This window comes from Cyclobacterium sediminis (assembly GCF_054781075.1).
In genome coordinates this window covers 1,100,890-1,120,342 of the sequence record NZ_BAAGVC010000003.1, presented here as the reverse complement: position 1 = coordinate 1,120,342, position 19,453 = coordinate 1,100,890, and the positions used below count along the sequence as shown (strand labels likewise).

The window sequence follows — 19,453 nt, the reverse complement described above, 5'->3', positions numbered from 1 at the left end:
TTGCTATTGCTCAATCCCTTGAAAAAATGTAGATTTACTACTGCTTGATAAGCAAAATAATTACAAAAATAAAAGGCAAAGGATTGAATGATAAATAAGCGAATAACATACCTCTTTCTGTTAGTAGTCTTTCAATTAGTACATTTTAATTCAATGTCTCAGGGTTTTGAAAAGCTTCCGGGAAGAAAGACAGGGGTGAAGTTTCAAAATAAACTTATAGAAGACCAACAAACAAATATTTTAACCTACGAATATTTTTATAATGGTGGAGGTGTAGCCGTTGGGGATATAAATAATGATGGCCTTGATGACCTGTTTTTTACAGGGAACATGACGCCAAACGCACTTTACCTTAATCAAGGTGATTTTAAATTTAAGAATATTGGAAAGACTTCAGGTGTGCGGGGCAAGAATGCATGGTCTACAGGAGCTACTATGGTAGATATCAATGGGGATGGTTATTTAGATATCTATGTATGTTATTCTGGAAAAGGAAATGAAGCATCTAGAAAAAATGAATTATTCATCAATCAGAAAGACAATACTTTTATTGATGAAGCTGAAAAATATGGGCTGGCAGATCCAGCTAATAGTATTCAGGCTGCATTTTTTGACTTTGATTTGGATGGAGACTTGGATATGTATTTGCTTAACCACAACACCCAGGTGATTAATGAAATTGATTTTGATGCCAAAAGAAAGGACAGGAATCCATTGGCAGGTGACAAATTGTTTAGAAATGATGGAGGTATATTTACCGATATAAGCGAAAGTGCCGGGATCAAGGGCAATTCTATGGGGTTTGGTTTGGGAATAGCTGTCGCTGATATCAATGATGATGGCTTTCCGGACCTCCATGTTTCCAATGATTATATAGAGCCGGATTACCTGTACATAAACAATGGAGATGGTACATTCTCGGAAAGTTTAACAGAGAATTTACAGCACATATCTTATTTTTCCATGGGCTCAGATATTTCTGATGTCAATAATGACGGGCTGGTAGATATTTTTACTTTAGACATGCTTCCCGAGGATGATGAACGGCAAAAATTGCTTTACGGACCAGAGAATTATGAACAGTATGCCTTGATGGTAATGAAGGGATTTTACCATCAAAATATGAGGAATATGCTTCATATCAACCAAGGGACAGGCTTATTTAGCGAAATAGGGCAGCTGGCCGGGATGTCCAATACTGACTGGAGTTGGGCTGCATTTTTTACAGATTTTGACAATGACGGTTGGAAAGATTTATTTGTGAGCAATGGTTATTTCCGAGATTATACCAATCGTGATTTTTTAAAATACAAAGGTGACTATTATTTCGATAAGGCGAGGGCAAAAGAAAAGGCAGATACACTTCATTTAGTTACAAGTATGAGTTCTACCCCTATCCATGATTACTTGTTTAAAAATGAGAATGGTATAAGCTTTAAAGAAGTGTCTGACGATTGGGGACTATCAGATCCGAATTTCTCAAATGGTGCCGCCTACGCAGATTTAAACAATGATGGGGCACTTGATCTGGTGATCAATCACTTAAATGACGATGCAGGAATTTATGCCAATATTTTAAAACCTGATAAAAATGAAGGCAATTTCTTAAAGTTGAAATTACAGGGGGATGGTTTAAATTCAAGTGGAATTGGTGCCAAAGTGAAGGTGTATTACAACGCCAAGCAACAGTACCTAGAGCAGCAGCCTACCAGAGGGTTTCAATCTTCTGTAAGCCATGTTATGCATTTAGGATTGGGAATGGCTGATCGCATTGATTCTTTAAAAATTACCTGGCCCGGAGGAAAGGAGCAATGGGTGCAAAATGTGCCGGCAAATCAAAAGCTTGTATTAAAAGAGAGCGAGGCCATTAAGCAATCAGAAAATAAAAACAATCCTCAGCCCCCTGTTTTTACTAAAATTGTTTCACCTATTCCATACCAACATGGAGAGGCAGGATTTAATGATTTCAAAAGACAACCGCTTTTGTCACATATGTTGTCACCAACCGGTCCGGTGATTGCTAAGGGAGATGTAAATAACAATGGGTTTACCGATGTATTTGTGGGTGGAACTTCTGAAAAACCCGGCAAATTGTATTTTCAAGTTTCTACCGGACAGTTCCTTGAATCTCAAGGTTTAGACTTGTCCGAAGAGATAGGAACAGCAACCACTGACGCAATATTTTTTGATGCAAATGGGGATGGTTTGGAAGACCTGTATTTGGTGAAAGGAGGGTACCATGACTTTGAAAGGAATTCTCCAGAATTAGCCGACCAGTTGTACATCAATCAAGGTGCCGGGAATTTCAGAAAAGAAGCGGAGGCATTGCCCAATATTACAACCAGTGGAAGTGTGGTAAAGGCTGTTGATTTTGACAAGGATGGAGACTTGGATTTATTTATTGGCGGAAGGGTTATCCCTGGCCAATACCCAAAACCTGCCTCTTCCCATATATTAATTAATGATGGAAAAGGTAAGTTTGAAGACCAATCCGAAATTTTGCTGCCTGAATTAGCTGCATTAGGCATGGTGACGGATGCTGCTTGGCAGGACTTGGATCAAGATGGTTGGGATGATTTGATAATCGTTGGTGATTGGATGCCTATCAGTGTGTTTTTAAACAATAAGGGTAAATCCCTCATTAATCGAACGGAACAATACTTTGATAAACCTTTAATAGGGAAGTGGTCCAAATTGTCCTCCGGTGATTTTGATGGGGATGGAGACCTTGATTTTGTAGTTGGTAATTTTGGCACCAATAGCCAATTAAAAGCAAATGAAGCACAACCTTTGACTTTAGTCTTTGCTGATTTTGATGGGAATGGTTCTGTAGATCCTATTTTAAACCATTTTGTCGATGGGGAGCTGGTTCCATTTATGAGTAGGGATGAGCTTCTGGATCAAATGTATGGGATGCGGAGTAAGTTTACTGATTATGCTTCTTTTTCTAAGGCTAAACTAAAGGATTTGTTTAGTGAAACGGCCATCGATATGGCAGAAAAGGTGGAGTTAAATGAATTAAGAACGGTCTATCTTGAAAATAAAGGTGATAAATTAGAGAGGCATGAGTTGCCGGTGGAGGCTCAGTTTGCACCCGTCTACGCCATTGGTGTTATGGATTTTGATGAAGATGGAAATTTAGATTTTATCCTTGGAGGAAACCAAAATACAGCCAGACTCCGATTGGGGATGATCGATGCTAATTTTGGTCAGGTATACCTAGGAAATGGCAGTGGGGAGTTTAGGCATGCTTCTCCTTCAGTTACAGGTTTGAACTTTGTAGGCGATGTGAAAAGTATCGAAATAATAGATTTATCATATCTTAAGGTATTATTGGTAGGTATAAATAACCAAGGGGTTGAGGCCTATGTGCTCAATAAAAGTTTGTCAACCAATAATTTAAATGGGAACAGTAAATAAAGAACAAGTGGTATCACCTCCTGGTGTGATTGTTTTTAGGAAGAACTTCAATCACAGCTTTTGGAGGGGAATACATATTAAGTAAATATCAGTTAACCTTTTATTCATTCAATAAATGAAAAACAGAAAAATAAACTTAGAAGAAAGCGAGATTCCTGAAAATTGGTACAATATCATAGCTGATATGCCCAATAAACCCTTGCCTCCTTTAAACCCTGGCACTATGGAGCCTTTGGGACCTGATGCACTTGCGCCTTTGTTTCCTGAGGCTTTGATAAAACAAGAAGTAACTGCCGATAAATGGGTTACTATTCCGGATGAAGTAAGGAATATGTATTCCATATGGAGACCTACGCCAATGTATCGTGCATACGGCCTGGAAAAAGCTTTAGACACACCGGCAAAAATTTATTATAAGTATGAAGGGGTTAGTCCTTCAGGTTCCCATAAGCCCAATACGGCCATTCCTCAGGCTTATTATAACAAACAAGAAGGTGTGAAAAGAATTACCACAGAAACCGGTGCGGGACAGTGGGGAAGTGCTTTGAGCTTTGCTTGTCAGCATTTCGGTCTTGAATGTGATGTGTATATGGTAAGGCTTTCTTATAAGGACAAACCTTATAGAAAAATGATGATGAATACCTGGGGAGCCAATGTATACCCATCTCCTTCCGATAGGACTGAAGCAGGAAGAAAGATCTTGGCGGAGTTTCCTGATTCTCCGGGAAGCCTTGGGATAGCCATCTCTGAAGCCGTAGAAATGGCTGCCACACGGGAGGATACCAAATATGCACTGGGAAGTGTTTTGAATCACGTAAAATTACACCAGACGATCATAGGTTTAGAGGCCATCAAGCAACTTGAGAAAGCAGGAAGTGATATGCCTGACATTGTAATTGCACCGTTTGGTGGAGGGTCAAATTTCGCAGGTCTTTCCTTTCCGTTTTTGCGTTTGAATTTGGAAGGGGGTAAAAATATTCGTTGCATTGCTAGCGAACCGTCCTCTTGTCCAAAACTTACCCGTGGCGTTTTTAGGTATGACTTTGGTGATACAGCAGGAATGACACCCTTATTGCCTATGTATACCCTAGGGCATGACTTTATACCGGCACCAATTCACGCCGGTGGACTTCGGTATCATGGAGCTGGAGTGATTGTCAGTCAATTGCTGAAAGATAAATTGATTGAAGCCCAATCTCATGATAACCTTGAAATATTTGATGCAGGCGTTCTTTTTGCCAGATCAGAAGGAATTATTCCTGCTCCCGAAGCCAATCATGGCATTGCCACCGCCATCAAAGAAGCCAAAAAATGCAAAGAAGAAGGAGTTTCAAAAACCATCCTATTTAATTTATGCGGTCATGGTAATTTTGACATGAAAGCTTATGACGATTATTTTTCCGGTAAAATTAAAAGTCATGAATTAGGACAAGAAGAGATTGATAAATCTATTGCCAAACTTAATACCCCTGAAATCCCCGCTTAAGGAGGAAGGGAGCATTACATGGACAGAAGAAGTTTTTTAAGGAAAGGAGGGTTGATCGGTGGCGCCTTGTCACTACCGCGATACGCTCCTTTTTTTATTGATGATGACCTTCCAATAATTGATACCCACCTCCATTTATGGGATTTAGACCGCTTGGACTACCCTTGGTTAAAAAATCCCAAAAACATACTTTCACGAAATTTTCTTTTGAAAGATTATCATGCTGCCACTCAAGGCTGTCCGATTGAAAAAATGGTTTTTGTGGAGTGTGGAAGAGACCCTAATCAATACCTTGAAGAAGTGGATTGGGTTATAGAGGTTCGAGAAAAAGACAATAGAATAGCAGGAATGGTGGCATATTTCCCTTTGGAAAAAGGGGAAGAAGGCATGAAGGAAATGGAGATATTGGCTGAAAGGGATATTGTAAGAGGAATTCGAAAGGCTTTTATGCCTGGGCATTCAGGGTTTAATGAAGGTATCCAAATGCTTAAAAAGATGGGTTACTCTTATGACCTAAATATTAGGCCTGCGGAGCTGCCTGCAGCTTATTCATTTGCAAAAGCCAACCCTGATCTTGTGATCATTTTGGATCATATTGCCAATCCTGACATTGGGAATATGGATCATAAAGATTGGTCAAAAGCCATTTCACCTTTTTCTTCCCTAGACAATGTGAGTTGTAAAATTTCAGGAATGTTAACCAAGACGAATCAATCGCGAGATCCCTTGGATCAAATGAGACCCTACTTCAATACCGTTTTAGAAGTCTTTGGAATTGATAGGGTTATTTTTGGGGGAGATTGGCCGGTATTGTTGAGAGCGGCCAGTTATCAAGATTGGGTTAGGGACTTTTATGCTTTGGCTAAAACGTTGACATCAAGTGAAAAGAGAAAACTTTACAACCAAAATGCAAGATCTGTTTATAGGGTATAATATTGCTAGGGAAAATTTAATTTAAAGTGGATTTTTTCTAAATTTAAAGAGAAAATATTAGTATGAAAATTCTTTCGATAAACTAAAAATTCAATAATGCTTGATAAACCAGATAAAAATAAAAAGCCTGATTCCAGGAGAGGTTTCATTAAAACTGCTTCATTAAGTGCTGCAAGTTTTTTTATTGTGCCAAGATTTGTTCTTGGTGGACAGGGACATGTTGCCCCTAGCGATAAAGTAAATATTGGCATGATCGGAGTAGGAGGAAAGGGTAGGAAAAACGCCATAGATTTAATGAAGTTGGACGATGTGCAGATTACTGCCATTGCAGATCCTGCAGAGTACTGGGATTTGGCTAATTTTTATTATCGGTCCATTGCCGGCAGAGAGCCCGTGAAGCGTTTGATAGAAGATCATTATGAAGATAAAACGGAAAATTTTAAAGTAAAGGAATACTTGGATTTTCGTGAAATGCTTGAAAAAGAACAGGGACTGGATGCAGTTTGTTGCTCCACTCCTGACAATACACATGCTTTTGTTACTTATGCTTCCATGAAGTTGGGCAAGCATGTATACTGTGAAAAACCCCTAACTCATAATATCTGGGAAGCCAGGATGATCAAGCAGCTGACCAAGGAGACAGGTTTGGCCACGCAAATGGGAAATGTGGGGCATAGCACTGATGGAATTCGACAAACTGTGGAATACTTGAGGGCAGGTGTGATTGGAGAAGTTAGAGAAACACATTCTTGGGTGCCGGCCTCTAGGTGGATAGATGAAATGCAAGGGGTGCCAACCACCAATACTGAAAAGCCACATGGCTTTGATTGGGACCTTTGGTTAGGGCCTTCAGCCAATAGACCTTTTCATAAATGGTACACTCCTGTTACATGGAGAGATTTTTGGGATTTTGGATGTGGAGCCTTAGGGGACTTTGGTTGCCATGACATGGATGCTGCTACCTGGGCCTTTGAACTGGGGCACCCGGATTCCATTGAGGTTTTTCCCTCAGGATTTAGCAATGAGAATATTGCCCCATACGGGGAAATAGGTTACTATAATTTCCCTGATAACAATACCGGAAAGCCAATTCAATTGACATGGTATTCAGGCGGACTTAAGCCAAAATTACACCCGGCTTTGCCTGAAGGGTACCAATGGCCTTCCAGGGCAGCGATGTTTGTAGGAGATAAGGGAATCATTGTGAATGGGGGAGACCGTGTTCCGCAAGTTTTCCCGAAAAGTCTTGCAGAGAATATGAAAAAACCAAAAGAGGTAATTCCCCGATCTAAAGGACACTTTAGAGATTGGGTGAATGCGATTAAAGGTGGTCCTGAAGCCAGTTCAAACTTTGAATATGGGGCGCATTTAACGGAAATTACATTACTGGGCGTGCTTTCGCTAAGGATGAAAGGACAAAAAATTAACTGGGATGCCGAAAATCTTAAAGCCACTGGCCTACCGGAGGCTGATAAATATATCAAAGAACCTGTAAGAAGTGGTTGGGAAATGAGCTGAACCCAATATTAACTCGGAGTAGGTCAATGATCAGAGGCAAAAACCAAATGCAGTATTGATGATTAAGGATTGATTTGACTATTTTCCTGTTCCTAATGGTTTTAATAAAAAGACCGATTTAATTTTTAAATCGGTCTTTTTATTAAGGTATCGTGTATCACCTTTCTGAGGTGATAGGTAGTGCTGGGCCTAATCTTGGTCAAATGATAAAGAGGGCAATACTTGATAACCCCATAAATTAATTCTCAACAAGTACTATGTGATTGAGCGAAGGCTTAAATCCAGGCCATCAATCCAAAAGAAAATTGTTGAAAAATGTATTTTTCAGGGTCAGCCAGATAAAGAAAAAGATTATGCCCCAAATGAGATAAGGTCGGTAATAATCCATGGTTTCTTTATAACGGGATTCAATAATTTCAGCTTTCTCTAATTCATCAATTTTTGTGAAAATATTTTCTAATGCTTTGTCATCAGAAGCTCTAAAAAACTCTGCTTTGGTTATGCGGGCGATGTTCCTTAAGGTTTCTTCATTAAGGTAACTCTCAATCATTTGAGGTCTACCGAAAAAGTCGGTACCATAAGGAACCATGCCATCTTTACCTACGGCAATGGTGTAGATTTTGATATCCATTGCTTCAGCTAGCTGAGCGGCAAATACGGGGTCTACATTTCCTGCGTTATTGTCTCCGTCACTAAGTAAAACCATTACCTTGGATTTGGCTTCTGATTCTCTCATACGGTTAATACCTGTAGATACAGCGCTGCCAATGGCTGTTCCCTTGGCATCCATCATATTGAAAGTAATGCTGTTGACCAAGTCGGTAAGAAGTTCATAATCTGTGGTAAGTGGAGCTAGGGAAAATGCTTCTCCCGAGAAAATCACCATACCTATCCGGTCGGCAATTCTACCATTGATGAAATCTATTGCAGTTTCCTTAGCGGCTTCCAGTCGGTTAGGGGTAAAGTCTTGCAAATCCATGGATTCTGAAATGTCCATTACCAACATGATATCAATCCCTTCGGTATATTGTTCTACCTTTTCATTGGTACGTTGTGGTCTGGCAAGTGCTATTACCACCATCCAAAGCGCCAGAAGAAAGAAGAGTGAAGGCAAAAGCCGTAGGTAGGTCCATGGATTCTTCGTCGGAACTATTTTAGGAAGAGAAAGCTCTAAAGCGGGCTTTTTGATCAGTTTAATAAACTTTCTGATCAACAACAATATAGGGATAATCCAAATCAGGTGGAGTAAGAAGAAATTCTCCCACTCAAAACTTCGCAGGGTTTCAGGTGAAAACCAGCTCCAAGAAAAAAAAGAAGAGACATCAGTCATGGTTGTGGATTTTATCTATTTTTTCTTCCAATAGCCCTTCTGATATTTTTAATAAATTATCACAGGCTTCCCGAATATTATCATCTACCCGATTGGCATAAATAATCAGTTCTATTTTTCGAAAGTCTTTTATTATTTCAGGCTTTTCCAAATGCTCAGCAATTTCTGTACTTGTCCATTCTTTATAAGGACGACTGGTCAAATTTTCCAAGTAATTTTTCCAAAGGCCTAGTAATTCATCGGCCTCTTGAATACCGGGTTTGTTTATCAATAGCTGCATAGCACTTTCCCAATTGGACAGGAATTTGCTCCACTTTTTACGCTCTCGATAGGCTTTCCACCTTTTTATTAGTCCTTTGCCGAAAATCAGTATAGCCAAGACTACTAGCACGAGGATTGCCACTATACCAATAATAAGGTAGGGGTAATTGAAAGCTTGTGGGATATTGAGGTAGCTATTGTTTTGTTCAAAAGCCAACTCCTCCGGTATTTCCTCAATGGTAAGGGTGAGGACCAAAGGAGCAGGCTGTGGAAAGTGGCTTATGCTGTCATAATTTAAAACTTCATATACTGGGATTTTAAACTCCTGAATAGAATCTAAGGAAAAGTTTGAGATCCAGTAGACCGCACTGTCCAAAGTGATACTGTCTTCTGTGTAAGAAGAAAATATTTGTTTGTCTAAATATTCAAAATCACCAAAGTCATAGGTAGAGTCCGGAAATATAATTGGAAGCTCACTGGGATAGCTGGATTTTAAGACATAGCCCACCCTTTCACCTAACTTTGCGGAGTCTTGCAGGAAATACCCATCTACAATGACATCTTGACCTTGTGCAAAGGAAAATGGTAAGAAAAGAAAGGAAAGCAAATAACTTAGTTTTACTATTCTATCCACGTTTCATGGTTTTATTTCTCGACTTAAATAATTCCATCAAAGGTAGGACGATGTCTTGATCTGTGGCTATCTGAAGGTAATTGATCTGGTTTTTTTTGCAAAAATCCTTGAGATGGTTCCGTTCAGAGATAAAGGATGAGGCGATCTTTTTAGAGAATCCCCCAAAGGCAGTATTTACCCAGGTGGTTTTGTCTTCTTCCTTGTCAAAAACAGGTATGATTCCTAAGGAGGGCAATGCAGCTTCTATTGGGTCCGTCATTTGTAATACCACTAAATCATGTTTGAAGGCCATGGCTTTTAAGGTTCTTTCATATCCTTCATCAATAAAATCAGATATAACGAAGATTATTGCGCGTTTTTTAATCAGATTGAGACTAAAGGTAAACATCCCATCAAGGTCTGTTTTCTTTGATTTCATATCTTGGCTGAATATTCCTCGAATAATCTTCACGGCTTGCCGGGTGCCTTTTCCCGGCAGTACGATTTTTTCCTTTTGATCTGAATAACTTATCAAGCCAACCTGAGAGCCATCATGGATAGAGGCCAAAGTCAACACTCCGGCAATTTCTTTTCCAAGGTCAATTTTCTTTCTTTCCTTGCTACCGATGTCTTGTGAGCCACTTACATCCAATAGAAAATAGACACTTTGATCTTTATCTTCTTTGAAGGTCTTTACGAAGGTTCCATGCCCTTTTGCAGACACTTTCCATTCAATCGTCCGGACATCATCACCATACTGATAAGGGCGAAGGTCATCAAACTCTAGGCCTGCACCTTTGAAAATAGATTGATGGTCTCCTTGAAGGTGGCTATTGGCCACTTTTCTAAGAAGGATTTCATATTTTCTAAGCTTTTTTATCAGTTGATTCATTTTCATTTTTTAATCAGAGGCCTAATTTAGCAGTCATATTCGAATAATAAAACGACTTAGCCTTTACTTATTGTCAATTTTAAAAGGAATTAGGTAATTTTGAAATGTGAAATACCTATCTATAGCTTTTGCTTTCCTTTTCGGGACATTTTCTTGCGCAAAGAATAATGATGCCGAAGACATTTTGTCAGAAGATACCATGGTTAATATTCTTGTGGATATACATCTGACAGAGGGCCTTGTGCAGTCCCTTTCCATTCCCTATGATTCATCAAAGATCCTTTACCCCATTTTGGAGAGACGGATTTTTGAGAAACATGGTGTCCCCGACTCTATTTATATAAAAAGTTTGGAATTTTATTTGCGGGATGCAGGCAAAATGGAATATTTATATGAACGGACAATAGATTCATTGTCAGTAAAAGAAAAAGAAGCACAGCAAAACCAACAGCCATAAATGAAATTGTATCCTGAAAATTTGGAGGAAAAAATAGACTTTGATAAAATCAAAGATTTAATAAGAGAAGAATGTACGGGTGTACTGGGTGCGGATTTTGTTAAAAAAATTGCTTTCTCAAAAGACAGAAGGTTGCTCAGCAGACTTTTGACCCAAACTGAGGAATTCAGGCAAATCTTGGTCTCAGGAGAACCATTTCCCAATAACAATTATATCAATATTTATCCTTACCTCAACAAAGCCAAGATTGAAGGGACATTTTTGTTTGAGGAGGATTTTCATGAAATTCGTTTGGGCTTGAAAACCCTTGAAAGTTGTGTACTATTCTTTAAAAAGAACGCTGAAGAATACCCGCAATTGTTTCAGCTCTTGGGAATGGTAGAGGATAATATATCCCTCACCTTCAGTATTGACAGGGTCTTGGATGACAAGGGTAAAATGAAGGACAATGCTTCAAAGGAGTTAAACATTGTGCGGACACAGCTTGCTTATGAAGAAAACCGGATACGAAAAGTGCTGGATAGTATTTATAGGTCTGCAAAATCCCAGGGTTTTACACCGGAAGATGCTTCCATTACCATCAGGGGAGGTAGAATGGTGATCCCCATTCTAGCAGAGTATAAAAGGCGTATCAAAGGGTTTATTCATGATGAATCGGCCACTGGGCAGACAGTATACCTAGAGCCGGCAGAGGTCTTGGATATCAATAATGATATCAAAGATCTTTTGTATATGGAGAGAAGAGAGGTGCAAAAAATCCTTACCAAACTTACCGATGAGCTCCGGGAATATATCCCCACTTTAAAGAGTGCTTTTCATTTTTTGGGCATGGTCGATTTTATTCGAGCCAAGGCTAAATTTGCAATAAAGATCAATGGGATCAATCCCGAGATGGTTAAAGAACGGGAGATGGCTTGGCAAAAAGCCAGGCATCCACTTTTGGAAATGTCTCTCAAGCACCAGGGAAAGGCCATAGTACCTGTCTCTATAAAGTTGGATCCCAACCATCGTTTGTTGGTAATATCCGGACCCAATGCAGGAGGAAAATCAGTGACACTTAAAACCGTGGCATTGGTGCAGTATATGTTTCAGTGTGGCTTACTCGTTCCGATGGAGCCCAAGTCAAAGTGTGCTATTTTTGATCAATTCTTTATTGACATTGGAGATGAACAAAATATTGAGAATGACCTCAGTACTTATAGTTCGCATTTGATGAATATGAAGCACTTTACCTTTTTTGCCAATAAGCGAACGCTATTTTTTATTGATGAACTTGGTACAGGTACGGAACCGCAGTTTGGTGGTGCCATAGCAGAGGCACTATTGATTGCATTGAATAAATCAGGTGCATTTGGTTTGGTGACTACCCATTATGGTAACTTAAAACAGCTGGCCTCTAAGAGTCAAGGGATGGTGAATGGAGCAATGAGGTTTGATGTGGATCGCCTTGAGCCATTATATGAGCTGGAGATAGGGAAGCCCGGAAGTTCTTTTGCTTTTGAAATTGCAGGTAAGATAGGTATTCCAAAGGAAATTGTACTTCATGCAAAAGCCCAGATCGGAGAAACAAGGGTGCGCTATGACAAGTTGCTTTTAAAGGTGGAAAGTGAAAAAAGCAAGTATGAGACGCTAATGGTTGAAGCTGAACGCAAAGACCGATTGCTGGCTTCCAGACTTAAAGAATACAATGCGCTAAAGGCAACGCTTGAAGATCAGAAAAAGACCATCATAAATGAAGCTAAAGCTCAAGCAAAGCTTTTATTGGACGATACCAATCGGAAAATTGAAAATACCATCCGCTCTATTAAAGAATCACAAGCCAATAAGGAAGCGACAAAAAAAATAAGGCAGGAACTTGATGAACATAAAGCCGGTATTAAACCTGAAAAAAAGCCTGTCGTACAGAAGGAAACAATAAAAGTGGAAAGTGGGGCCATAGGTGTTGGGGATCAAGTAAGGATCAAAGACAATGGCGCCTTGGCAGAAGTGTTGGAGATCAAAGGCAAGCAGATTACCATAGTCATTGGCGACCTGAAATCAACAGTGAAGCTCAATCGGTTGGAAAAAATATCCAATACCTCTCTTAAAAAAGAGAAGCGAGCAATCGATAAAAGAATGAGTTATGATACCACTTCGAAGATGGCTAATTTCTCACCCAACCTGGACATTAGAGGGAAAAGAGGAGAGGAAGTTTTTGGATTGATTCAGAATTTTATTGATGAAGCACATATGCTGGGCATCAATGATGTGAAAGTAATCCATGGAAAGGGAGATGGGATTCTTAGGGATTTGACGAGAAATCTTCTTAGAAATTCCTCCTCTGTAGCCGGTTTTTCTGATGAACACGCAGATAGGGGAGGTTCAGGGGTAACATTGGTGCAGTTTAAAGATTAACAGCGAATACGACTGTTACCCCTTTTTCCTTGATTATCTTTTATAGGCTTGACGGGCTAGCAATATCCAGGATTTACCTTTCTTTTGCCACACGGTTAATACCCCAAGATTCACAGGACCCGGGGCACTGCCTTTATTGTGTGTTTTACCAATTAGAAAATGCCTCACAAGAGCAGTTTTTCCTGTTATACTGACGGTTTGATTTTGAATGTCAATTTCAGTAAAGTTTGATACCCCTGAACTTAAGGCCTTAATAAACTCACTTTGATTTTCAATCAAGCCGTTGGAATGGCCATAGCTAAGATTAGGGTCTGTGATTTTCTCAAGGCGAGAAGCATCACCGGCCACCATGGCATCCACTAATTCAGCTACTGCATTTTCTACTGCCACGATTTGTTTTTCTTGAGCCATTAATGCTGAAGAAAAAAGGAAACATAAGGTAAAGAAGTATTTAAACATTTTCTACTTGTTTTGTGAGTTTAATTGAGAAGGGTTAAGTCAAAGACATAAAAACCGGCTAAAGCATTGATACGGGCGTTTTGAGGTGCAGGCACTACAAATTCCAAGCGCAATTTATCCTGATTTTTAGTAAATGAAATTTCTTTATTTGATGCAGGTTGTATACCCGAAAGGGTGATTTTATCATAATTTGATCCTGTAAAGACCCAGCTCCCATTGCTGTCAAATAATAGGTTGCTGTTTATTGCTGTATAGGTCTTACCGGTATTATTGGCTATAAAGCGAAGTTCAAAGCCTTCGAAATCGTTGGTGACTGCGCTTCCATCTTTTGAAACGGAGCCTCCGTTGGCTACAGTCCAGGTTTGGCTGCCTTCCAAACCGGCCAAAAGTTCAGTGGCTGTTTCTTCGGCAGATTTTGTCGGTTCACCACTAGTTCCATCAGTACAAGCAGCAAATACTACAAAAATAAAAATAAAGTAATTTCTCACTATCGCTCTCATATCCATATCCTTAAAAGGTAAATTTAATCATTTCCGGATTTTATCAAAGTATTCACTTTAGTTTATAATCTTCAATTGAAACAATTTCTTCGCAAAAATCAAACTCTCTTTTATCATTTGAGGCAATAAAGATACATTTGTTATCACTGTATTGATGGATTAAATCTCTGTACCACTTTATGCCTCTTTCGTCTAAATTTGAGGTAGGTTCATCCAGGAGCATTAATGGGGAATCGGAAAAAAAGCAAAGGCCAAGTTTCAATCGTTGTTTCATCCCCGAGGAAAAATAATTAATGGGTTTGTTGACAGCATTTTCCAGGTACATTATCTCAATTAGCTGCTGAATACTCAATCCCTTACCAGGTGCTTTGAACTTGAAATGAAAGTTTAAAAATTCCTTCAGGGAAAATTCTTCAGGTAAGTCCAGGTACGGGGCACTGATTGTCAAATATCTATAAACATCCTCTATCGCAAGCTCCTTTTGTTTCCAAATGAAACTCAACTTTCCTTCTGTTAGAGGCATCTGCGAGGAAAGACATTTAATCAATGTAGATTTTCCAGAGCCATTGCTGCCTATTATAGCGGTTTTTGAACCTGAGGTGAGCTCAAGACTTAGGTTTCTAAATATCCATTCCCGCTGAAATTTCTTTCCTGCCCCTTCCAGCTTTACAGACAACATACTTATTGGATATAACCTTTCATTACCCCTCTTTCCGAAGATCGGATGAAATTGACTATCTCGTCTCGTTCTTTGGTTGCAGGTAGATTGATTTCGATTTCTTCCAAAGCCTTGCTATTGTTCCAATTGTTTAAAAATAAGAATCGATACACCTCTTGTATTTCACTAATGGTATGGCTTTCAAAGCCTCTTCTCCTCAACCCTAGAGAATTTACTCCTGCATAGCTCAAAGGCTCTCTAGCAGCTTTAGTAAATGGTGGTACATCCTTTCTGACAAGAGACCCCCCGGAGATCATGCTATGCATACCAATTTTAACAAATTGATGGATGGCACTACTTCCCCCTACGAATGCCCAATCATCAATAGTGACATGTCCAGCCACTTGTACGGAGTTGGCAATGATTACACGGTTCTGAATCATGCAATCATGAGCGATGTGAACATAAGCCATTATCAGGCAGTTGTTTCCAATTTTGGTTGTTTGCTTATCAGCTGTTCCTCTATTGATGGTTACAAACTCTCTGATGGTGGTATTGTCTCCAATTTCAACCAAAGATGGTTCACCATTAAATTTCAGGTCTTGTGGAATTGCAGCAATCACTGCTCCAGGAAAAATTCTACAATTTTTACCAATTCTTGCACCTGGATAAATAGTGACATTTGAGCCAATCCACGTTCCTTCGCCAATTTCTACATCAGGATGGACAGACGTAAAAGCTTCAATTGAAACATTTTCCCCTAAATGGGCCTTTTCACTTATTTCGGATAGTTTACTGATCATGCGTCTTTTCTTACAATGCTGGCAGTCATAATTGCTTCGCAAACCAAGGCGTTTCCAACAAATGCCTCCCCTTTCATTTTTGCTATTCCCCTTCTAATTGGATTAAGTAATTCACATTTAAATATCAATGTGTCACCGGGTAATACCATTTTCCTGAATTTGCAGTTTTCTATGCTGAGAAAATAGGTCCAATAATTTTCCGGATCCTCTACAGTACTTAAAACCAAAATACCACCTGTTTGGGCCATGGCTTCTACTTGCAAAACGCCCGGCATTACAGGATTATTGGGGAAGTGCCCCATAAAAAAGGGCTCGTTGATAGTGACGTTTTTTACACCGGCCACTACTTTATCGTCCAGATAGATCACCTTGTCTAATAATTGAAAAGGGTACCTGTGCGGAAGGATATTGCTAATTTGATTAATGTCTAGTACAGGCGGTGATTTAGGGTCGTAATAGGGTATGTGCATTGGACCTGCTTTCTCCATCGCTCGTTTTATTTTTTTTGCAAAGGCCACATTGGCAGCATGGCCGGGTCTAGCAGCTAAAATTTGCGCTTTGAGCGGTCGGCCTACTAATGCTAAGTCTCCAATTACATCCAAAAGTTTATGTCTGGCCGGCTCATTTTTATACCTTAACTCAACATTGTTCAATATACCCTCCTTTTTAACTTCTACCTTTTGCTTATTGAACATTTTTGCCAGGTTAGCAAGTTCTTTCTCTTCCACTATTCTGTCCACCACCACGATGGCATTGTTGAGGTCACCACCTTTGATAAGGTTGTTTTTATATAACATTTCTAACTCATGCAAAAAGCAAAATGTTCTACAGGAAGCGATTTCTTGTCGGAATTGACTGATGTCTGTTATAGAGGCATGCTGACTTCCCAACACAGGAGAGTTGTAATCCACCATTACAGTAACTCGAAAATCATCTAAGGGTAAGGCAGCAATTTCAACTTCTCTGGCACTGTCTCTGTAATGGATGCTTTCAGGAACTTCAAAAAACCTTCTCAGTGCATTTTGTTCTTCAAGCCCTGCCTCTTCAAGTATATTGATGAATTGGATACTGCTTCCATCTAAAATTGGCGGTTCAGGTCCATTAAGTTGTATCAGCACATTGTCTATTTCCATTCCAACAAGCGCAGCCAATACGTGCTCAACCGTAAAAACCCTTGCTCCCCCTTGCTCTAGCGTAGTTCCCCGAGAGACATCTACAACGTTGTCAACATCAGCATCAATGATTGGCTGTCCCTCCAGGTCCATTCTCTGAAATTTATACCCATGGTTAGGGCTGGCCGGCAAAAAGGTCATATTAGCTACCACTCCCGTATGTAGACCTACACCGTTCAGAGTAACTTGTTTTTTAATGGTATGCTGTTTTACTTTCATTTAAATCAATAACTATATACTAGAGGTGCTCCAATTCAATTTTCAAATTTATTATTTTTTTTCAAGCTCTCTTAATTTGTCTTGAAGTAAAGGTAACTTCTTAAAGACAGAATAAGATTTTAGCGATGCTTTTAAGTCAAAGCCTATAAAACCAAAAAGCGTTGTTCCTGGTTCATTAACCGATTTCATTATTCCGGTGTTTCCCCCAACCACCGTCCGATCTGCAAGCTCAATATGCCCCACAATAGAAGATTTACCGGCCAAGACACAATTCTTACCTATAATAGTGGAACCGGCAACACCTGCCTGGGAAGCGATAACCGTGTTCTCCCCAATGGTAACATTGTGGGCAATTTGAACTTGATTGTCTAATTTTGCTCCCTTTTTAATTGTCGTGGAACCCAAGGTTGCACAGTCAATGGTGGAGTTGGCCCCAATACTAACATTGTCTTCCAGCACAACGTTACCTAATTGGGGGACATTCTTGTAAGTACCATCTGCCTGTGGAGAGAAACCAAAACCATCAGACCCGATGATAGCCCCCGAGTGAATTTCGCAGTCATTGCCAATTTTTGTTTGGGCATAAATTTTTACTCCCGGATGAAATACACAATTGTTGCCAATGATAACATCATCTCCAATGTATACTTGGGGGTAAATTTTGACATTGTCTCCAATGGTGCAATTTTTGCCAATATAAGAATAGGCACCGCGATAAAATCCCTCTCCTATGGTACTGTTTTCCCCGAGATGGCAAGGCTCCTCTTTTCCTATCGGATTTGGCTTTGTCAACTCTGCATAACTCTCAAGTAGTTTAGAAAAAGCTGTATACGGATCTTTTACCTTAATTAAGGTTGTGGAAACCGGTTTTTGAGGGGCGAAGTCCTCGGATACGATAATTGCCGAGCATTTGGTGGTGTAGAGGTACTTCTCATACTTCAGGTTAGAAAGAAATCCTATGCTGCCTTGTGTGCCTTCTTGGATTTTTTTGAGGGTATCAATTACTTGCGAACCATCACCTTCTACAGTTCCTTCCAAAAGTTGGGCAATTTGATCGATGGTGAATTCCATTGGGGTTAATTAATTTTTACCGTAAAGTTAAATTTTTAGCATGACAAGCATAGTGTTTTTTTACAATTTTACTCATCGCTTTGATGTTTGGCAAATCTGCAGCGGTGGCAACATCCTGAACTTTGCCTTTTTTTGTCAAAATTAAAATTTTATTTTCAGTTAAATATCCATAATTACTTATCTCCCCTTCAGAGAAAAAATATTTTAATTCATTGTCAGAGATGGCTAGCTTTTTTTGAATTTTTGATTTTAATTTATCCATTTCCTGCCTTTTGAAAGCGTCATTGCTAAAATGTATTTTAAATAAATTTCTAGTTAAAAACATTTTTGAAATTTCTTTTAAGACAAAATCATCTGTGTTTTTCCAAAGTTTTATAGCACCCCAAATGTCCAGGTCATCCAGTTGAGCAAAATCATTTAGCCAAATTGGTGTCCCCGGTCCATTTTCTTGAGGAAGGTCTTTCTTTAGAAATCCCAAAAACTCAATAGATCCGGGGAGCGTTTCACCTGAGCGTGCAAGGTATTTGGCTCTTAAGATCAGGTTGATAAGCATTTTTTCAGCGCATACCGTGGTTTTGTGCAGGTAAACCTGCCAATACATTAGCCTTCTGGCGTTAAGAAAATTTTCGATACTGTAAATTCCTTTCTCTTCGATGACCACCTCATCATTTATGATCGTCATCATTTTAATAATCCTATCAGCTCCAATGGTGCCCTCAGAAACCCCTGTAAAAAAGCAATCCCGCTGTAAATAGTCTAATCTATCGATATCCAATTGACTTGAGACTAGTTGGTGAAAGAATTTTCTTTCGTAACTTCCGACAAAAATTGCTCTTGCCGTGGAAAGTTGGCCATTAAATTGTTTATTCAATTCATCAAAGAAGAGAAGAGATAAGGTTTCATGATGCTGTCCTTTTAAAAGAATGGATTCTAATGCGTGGGAGAAAGGGCCGTGACCTATGTCATGGAGGAGAATAGCAAGCAAGGCAGCTTCATATTCTTCATCAGAAATTTCAATTCCTTTGTTTCGAAGTTGATCCAAGGTGATGCTCATAAGGTGCATCGCTCCAATAGCATGATGAAAACGTGTATGCAAGGCTCCGGGATAAACCATATCGGTCAAACCAAGTTGCTTGATTCTACGTAACCTTTGAAAGTAAGGATGGTCAATAACGGCAAAAATCAATTCGCTTGGAATGTTGATGAACCCATAGACAGGGTCATTTATTATTTTATAACTTTTCAATATCCGTTTCATAGAAGCAAC

At 39.4% G+C, this 19,453-nt stretch carries 16 protein-coding genes; 6 read left to right on the top strand and 10 right to left on the bottom strand.

Going from position 1 to position 19,453, the window contains the following annotated elements; genetic code table 11:
• Positions 1-153: 153 nt before the first annotated feature.
• The 4 genes from ACYVHJ_RS06930 (at position 154) to ACYVHJ_RS06915 (ending at position 7,357) form a co-directional block, all read left to right on the top strand.
• The gene (locus tag ACYVHJ_RS06930) at positions 154-3,420 is read left to right on the top strand and encodes a VCBS repeat-containing protein (RefSeq protein ID WP_460513506.1); all 3,267 of its coding nucleotides are present in this window, start codon (positions 154-156) and stop codon (positions 3,418-3,420) included.
• Between the two features lie 115 nt (positions 3,421-3,535).
• Positions 3,536-4,906, top strand: coding sequence for a tryptophan synthase subunit beta (locus ACYVHJ_RS06925; RefSeq protein ID WP_460513504.1), 1,371 nt, complete (start codon positions 3,536-3,538; stop codon positions 4,904-4,906).
• A gap of 18 nt (positions 4,907-4,924) precedes the next feature.
• Positions 4,925-5,839 (top strand): amidohydrolase family protein, encoded by a 915-nt coding sequence (locus ACYVHJ_RS06920; protein ID WP_460513502.1) that lies wholly within the window; start codon positions 4,925-4,927, stop codon positions 5,837-5,839.
• Positions 5,840-5,935: 96 nt separating this feature from the next.
• The gene (locus ACYVHJ_RS06915) at positions 5,936-7,357 is read left to right on the top strand and encodes a Gfo/Idh/MocA family protein (RefSeq protein WP_339903187.1); all 1,422 of its coding nucleotides are present in this window, start codon (positions 5,936-5,938) and stop codon (positions 7,355-7,357) included.
• A gap of 289 nt (positions 7,358-7,646) precedes the next feature.
• Here ACYVHJ_RS06915 and ACYVHJ_RS06910 read toward each other — a convergent pair whose 3' ends face one another.
• The 3 genes from ACYVHJ_RS06910 to ACYVHJ_RS06900 are packed head-to-tail and all read right to left on the bottom strand — an operon-like array spanning position 7,647 to position 10,453.
• Positions 7,647-8,687 (bottom strand): vWA domain-containing protein, encoded by a 1,041-nt coding sequence (locus tag ACYVHJ_RS06910; RefSeq protein WP_460513500.1) that lies wholly within the window; start codon positions 8,685-8,687, stop codon positions 7,647-7,649.
• Positions 8,680-9,582 (bottom strand): hypothetical protein, encoded by a 903-nt coding sequence (locus tag ACYVHJ_RS06905; protein ID WP_460513498.1) that lies wholly within the window; start codon positions 9,580-9,582, stop codon positions 8,680-8,682. The genes ACYVHJ_RS06910 and ACYVHJ_RS06905 overlap by 8 nt, the downstream gene beginning before the upstream one ends.
• A complete protein-coding gene (locus tag ACYVHJ_RS06900; protein WP_339903190.1) occupies positions 9,575-10,453 on the bottom strand; it encodes a DUF58 domain-containing protein in 879 nt (292 codons plus the stop codon). Before ACYVHJ_RS06900 ends, ACYVHJ_RS06905 begins: the two co-directional genes overlap by 8 nt.
• Positions 10,454-10,559: 106 nt before the next feature.
• Here ACYVHJ_RS06900 and ACYVHJ_RS06895 point away from each other — a divergent pair, with 106 nt between their 5' ends.
• Both ACYVHJ_RS06895 and ACYVHJ_RS06890 read left to right on the top strand, forming a co-directional pair.
• Positions 10,560-10,910, top strand: a complete 351-nt coding sequence (locus ACYVHJ_RS06895; RefSeq protein ID WP_460513495.1) for a DUF4296 domain-containing protein — start codon at positions 10,560-10,562, stop codon at positions 10,908-10,910.
• The gene (locus ACYVHJ_RS06890; RefSeq protein WP_460513493.1) at positions 10,911-13,304 is read left to right on the top strand and encodes an endonuclease MutS2; all 2,394 of its coding nucleotides are present in this window, start codon (positions 10,911-10,913) and stop codon (positions 13,302-13,304) included.
• 33 nt (positions 13,305-13,337) lie between these two features.
• Here the strand turns inward: ACYVHJ_RS06890 and ACYVHJ_RS06885 are convergent, their stop codons facing one another.
• The 7 genes from ACYVHJ_RS06885 to ACYVHJ_RS06855 are packed head-to-tail and all read right to left on the bottom strand — an operon-like array spanning position 13,338 to position 19,444.
• Positions 13,338-13,763 (bottom strand): nuclear transport factor 2 family protein, encoded by a 426-nt coding sequence (locus tag ACYVHJ_RS06885; RefSeq protein WP_460513491.1) that lies wholly within the window; start codon positions 13,761-13,763, stop codon positions 13,338-13,340.
• Between the two features lie 20 nt (positions 13,764-13,783).
• Positions 13,784-14,263 (bottom strand): hypothetical protein, encoded by a 480-nt coding sequence (locus ACYVHJ_RS06880; RefSeq protein ID WP_460513489.1) that lies wholly within the window; start codon positions 14,261-14,263, stop codon positions 13,784-13,786.
• Positions 14,264-14,315: 52 nt separating this feature from the next.
• A complete protein-coding gene (locus ACYVHJ_RS06875) occupies positions 14,316-14,942 on the bottom strand; it encodes an ABC transporter ATP-binding protein (RefSeq protein WP_460513487.1) in 627 nt (208 codons plus the stop codon).
• Between the two features lie 2 nt (positions 14,943-14,944).
• Complete coding sequence (gene lpxA / locus ACYVHJ_RS06870; RefSeq protein ID WP_460513485.1) at positions 14,945-15,724, bottom strand: acyl-ACP--UDP-N-acetylglucosamine O-acyltransferase; 780 nt, start codon at positions 15,722-15,724, stop codon at positions 14,945-14,947.
• Positions 15,721-17,115, bottom strand: coding sequence for a bifunctional UDP-3-O-[3-hydroxymyristoyl] N-acetylglucosamine deacetylase/3-hydroxyacyl-ACP dehydratase (locus ACYVHJ_RS06865; RefSeq protein WP_014018993.1), 1,395 nt, complete (start codon positions 17,113-17,115; stop codon positions 15,721-15,723). The genes lpxA and ACYVHJ_RS06865 overlap by 4 nt, the downstream gene beginning before the upstream one ends.
• A gap of 51 nt (positions 17,116-17,166) precedes the next feature.
• On the bottom strand, positions 17,167-18,186 hold the full coding sequence (lpxD, locus tag ACYVHJ_RS06860; RefSeq protein ID WP_460513482.1) for a UDP-3-O-(3-hydroxymyristoyl)glucosamine N-acyltransferase: 1,020 nt from the start codon (positions 18,184-18,186) through the stop codon (positions 17,167-17,169).
• Positions 18,187-18,202: 16 nt separating this feature from the next.
• Complete coding sequence (locus ACYVHJ_RS06855; protein ID WP_460513480.1) at positions 18,203-19,444, bottom strand: HD domain-containing protein; 1,242 nt, start codon at positions 19,442-19,444, stop codon at positions 18,203-18,205.
• Positions 19,445-19,453: the final 9 nt, after the last annotated feature.